We start from the raw sequence: 380 nt of genomic DNA, 5'->3' as shown, positions 1-380 counted from the left end.
AAAAAGTCTTTAAGGAGAATGCGGACGGGTCGCTCACGAAGGTGAATGTGAGCAAACGCCCCGGCACTGTGGCGATTGCATCCGCCATTCAGAGCAAATATCACATTCCGGCAGTGCCTCATGTGGTCTGCAAGGGCTTCACGAAGGAGGAGACGGAATACGCGCTGATTGATTTGCAATACCTCGGCGTGACGGAGTTATTGCTCTTGCGAGGCGACATTAAAACTTTGGATTCCAACAAGATAGATGCTTCAAAAACCCACGAACATGCCAGCGGTTTAATCCAGCAGGCGGTGGATTTCAACAACAGCAAGGATGTGGACGGCAATGTGTTTGACAAGCCTGAAACGCCGGTCTCGTTTGGGGGGGCGTGCTACCCC

The 380-nt window shown here is 52.1% G+C and carries 1 protein-coding gene; it reads left to right on the top strand.

All coding sequences use genetic code 11. The features are described from left to right. A partial coding sequence (locus tag ASC50_RS05530) for a methylenetetrahydrofolate reductase (RefSeq protein ID WP_193391219.1) occupies positions 1-380 on the top strand: 380 nt, incomplete at both ends.

This window comes from Candidatus Symbiothrix dinenymphae (assembly GCF_001431085.1).
The sequence above is the reverse complement of the archived record's forward strand: the minus strand, read 5'-3'. Positions and strand labels throughout refer to the sequence as shown.